4 protein-coding genes are annotated in these 3,416 nt (G+C 67.4%); 2 read left to right on the forward strand and 2 right to left on the reverse strand.

Annotated elements, in window-relative coordinates; all coding sequences use genetic code 11:
- Positions 1-674: phosphotransferase (locus AB0D27_RS45195; RefSeq protein ID WP_362521441.1), on the reverse strand; the 674-nt coding region annotated here is incomplete at its 3' end.
- A 680-nt stretch (positions 675-1,354) separates the two neighbouring features.
- Here AB0D27_RS45195 and AB0D27_RS45200 point away from each other — a divergent pair.
- The gene (locus tag AB0D27_RS45200; protein ID WP_362521444.1) at positions 1,355-1,768 is read left to right on the forward strand and encodes a hypothetical protein; all 414 of its coding nucleotides are present in this window, start codon (positions 1,355-1,357) and stop codon (positions 1,766-1,768) included.
- A 45-nt stretch (positions 1,769-1,813) separates the two neighbouring features.
- On the opposite strand, the gene AB0D27_RS45205 is transcribed toward AB0D27_RS45200, so the two are convergent.
- Positions 1,814-2,323 (reverse strand): hypothetical protein, encoded by a 510-nt coding sequence (locus tag AB0D27_RS45205; RefSeq protein ID WP_362521447.1) that lies wholly within the window; start codon positions 2,321-2,323, stop codon positions 1,814-1,816.
- Positions 2,324-2,980: 657 nt separating this feature from the next.
- On the opposite strand from AB0D27_RS45205, the gene AB0D27_RS45210 reads away from it, so the two are divergent.
- A complete protein-coding gene (locus tag AB0D27_RS45210; protein WP_362521449.1) occupies positions 2,981-3,277 on the forward strand; it encodes a zinc-ribbon domain-containing protein in 297 nt (98 codons plus the stop codon).
- Positions 3,278-3,416: the final 139 nt, after the last annotated feature.

Genomic DNA, 3,416 nt, shown 5'->3' on the forward strand with positions numbered 1-3,416 from the left:
TACTGGAAGTCGCCGTGCGTCCAGCCGTACGGACCTGCCGGCGCCTCACCCGCAGGGTGGAGGTCGCCGTACTTCCCGAGCAGCTGCTTACGCTGTTCCATCGCCTCGGCGACCGCGTGGTCGAACGCGGAGGGGGCATCCAGAGCGGTGACGGTGGCCAGGTAGCGGTTAGCCGCCTCCAGGGCCTTCGCCACCGGGGTGACCTTTGCCGCCGGCGGGGCGGCGGGGACCGGGGCGGGGGAGTTCGCGGCCAGGGCCTGGTGGATGTGGCCGAGCTGTTCGCCCAGGAGGGCAGCCTGGTCCAGGGGGAGGTCGCTGCCGCGTACGTGGGCGCCGTCCACCCACTCGATGACGCAGTAGCCGCGGTCTTCGACCTCGGCCACGGTGTCGCCGCTGGTGCTGATCAGCGGAGTGCACACCGGGATGCCGTCCGCGGCCAGCGCGGACAGCGTCCCCAGATTGCGGCGGGCCGCCTCCAGCGGCACGTCGAGGACCTGCTTCACCGCGAAGCGGCCCCGGCCGGTGCCGATGCGCCAGTTGCGGTTCATCAGGCCGTCCGCCAGATACTGCGGAGACTCGGTGATCTCACCGAGATCGAAGGCGTCGGCAACCGCCGCAAGATCCCTGTCGAGGGCATTCTCCTGGGCTGTATCCACTGCAACGAGGTCGGTCACCCGGCGCAGGATACGCCTTCCATCCCTGGACAAAACAACCTCCACCGAGACTCACCCAGAGACCGCAGGTCACCGCCGTCGCGCCAGCCGCGGGTGCCGATCGGCGCCGATCTTGGGCTCTGGGGGTTCATTTCCGCACACGGCTGATCCCGCTCTCGCGGGCCGAAGCCGACGTGTCGCGGAAGCCGTGATCGGCCGCTGGTAGCGGCACCCCAACGGTGGGCTCTCCGCGTTTCCGAGGGTCCGAACCCGAACAGCCCGGCTGGCCGTGCCGTTGGACGTGGATGCCGAAAGTGAGCAGCCGGGAGACGGCCTCCCAAGGCGGGTGGGCGTTGCGGTATGGCGGTGCCCAGGGAGGAGCGAGCGATGCAGAGCCGCGCGGGGCCGGTGGGCGACGCTGTGAACAAGGTGGCGATCAGCGGGCGCGAGGCTTCCTGGCTGCGCAGACCCAGCCGGTAGCCGCCGGGCAGGTCGGCATGTGAGCGGTGGCGTGCCTGGATGACGTGGGCGGCAAGGACGTCGGCGAGGGGGAGTGGCGATGGCGGAGTTCTCCAGAAGCGGGGCCCGTCGCCGACGGACCCCGCTTCTCTGCTGGCGTCCATAGGGCGCCAGGCCCTCAGGACGGAGCAGATGGCTTTCGGAGAGGAGGGAGGGCTCGCAGGAGCTCCCACAGCGGGCGGTTGCCCGCGCTGCCGCGCTGCAACCCATCGTCCCCCACCCAGACAGAATGGGCCGCCCTGTGGTGTCGCATCGCTGCCCGCCCCGCTCTCGCGGACGCGGTCATCCTTGCCGACGAGCCGCAGAACGGCGACGCGGTGATCGCGGGACGCGGGATGCTCGACTGCTTCGAAGGCAAGCCGGTCACCTACTGGCCACGCCGCAAAGTCGAGGTACGCGCCGGCGGCCGCTGGCACGAGGGCGAGCTGCGATGCCACTACAGGGGGCCGGACGGCCGCGCCGTCGCATGGGTGGAGCCGCGGTTCTACGAACCGGAATGGCGGGCCGTGGTCACCTTCAGCCGGTTCTACCGCTGGGATCCGGCAACGATCAGATGTCCTGCGACGCCGAACCGTGAGCATGTGACCGAAGCTTGACGTGCAGAGCCTCCGGGCCGGTCCGGAGGCTCTGGGGTGGGGCGTCTACAGACCGCCACGTTTCGAGGTGAAGGCGGTCAGGCGGCCGACCACCTGGTCAGGGTTGTCCGGATCAACGAGGTCGACCGGCTTGGTGAGCTTGTAGATATCACCCCGGGGCGGGAACTGGGCGAACTCGGCCTCGCAGACCATGGGTTCTCTCGTCACCAGCACCACCGCGTCACCGCGGTCTTGGAAAGCGATGGTGAACGCCTGGACGTCGCGGTGCAGGTACTTGGGCGGGGACTCCTGTGTCTGCCGCAGGATGCTCTTGGCGTCCACGTCGACGTCGTTCTGCTCGAAGGTGATCAGTCCCGCGTCCGACTCCGCGGTCACCTTGAAGCCGACCGTGCGCAGGCGGACGCTGTTGGTCGGGTCGTCCGGGTCGACGTCGACCCGGTGCTTGACACCTCCCCGGAGGTCGCAGGTGATCGTCTCGTTCTGGTACTCGATGGTGCTGCCGATCGCGAGCACGGAGCAGGGGATCTCCGCACCGATCGGTGGCATCTGCGGCATGTGCGGTCCTTCAGGTAGCTGAGTGAGCGGACACCTACCGCTCTATCCGCACGGGCGTCTCCATCACCCTGCTGGCGGTCCAGTTCAACCGAACGGGGTCAGGTCTGCCCATGCGTGAGGGCAAAGATCGATCACACGCGCTCAAGCAGCAATGGCACGGGACATCAGTGTCCTGTGCCACCGAACCTTGATCGCGTGCCATCGAAGATTAATGGACATAACCCCTGGTCACAGAGGATCTGGCGCCGCACGGGCGTCGGGCTCGGCGGCCGGCCCGTCAACTCGGGGAGGCCGCCCTCCGGCGTCGCGTACTCCTTGCCCAGCCTCTGACCAGGCGTGATCAAACTTCGATGGCGAACTCGCGGCCGTCAAATTCGACAGCACATGATCAAGGTTCGTTGACGCAGACAGTGATCGGCATCCGGCGCTACCCGCCGAGAACTGCGGCTGCCCCATACCGCAACCGCTCCGGTCACCCGGCCCCGAACGGCCTGCGCCGGTCTTCGTCACGGCTTTGTCAAGCCACGAGATTCCGGGCCATGACCCAGACCCTCCACCCAGGGCGTAATGGAATCACCACACGCCACAGAGAGCGGACGAGCGGACGCCCGCCGCCTCACCCCAGCCTCCTCCGCCCCACTTTCAAGGACTCTACTTATGATCATCTTCGGCACCAGCGTATACCTGTACCAGCTCGCGATACTCCTGCTGACGTGTCGTCACTGCGGCAACCCTGCCGCGCATACGGTCACGAAGTACGTCACCAAGTTCACGCTGTTCTTCGTGCCGCTGTTCCCCATCTCGACGAAATTTGCGATTCAGTGCACGTTCTGCGGCATGGAGCAGGAGGTGCCCAAGGAGTGGGCCGAGCAGTCGCAGGCACAAGCCGCAGGCGCTCCCGGTGGTGAGGCATACGGGCAGGCACAGCAGGCGTACCAGCACCCTGGAGCCTGATCGGGGGTCGACGCTTCCGCCAGCCCCCTGCGGCGACTCCGAAAATGGTTTCCAAGACCAGCGGCCCCAAGCGCCTGCGTGCCCGCGTGAATGAGGACTTGTTGGGGACGCTGTCACTCAACTCCGTTCTACTGCCAAC

This window comes from Streptomyces sp. NPDC048415 (assembly GCF_040651675.1).
In the GTDB taxonomy this organism is placed as follows: Bacteria; Actinomycetota; Actinomycetes; order Streptomycetales; family Streptomycetaceae; genus Streptomyces.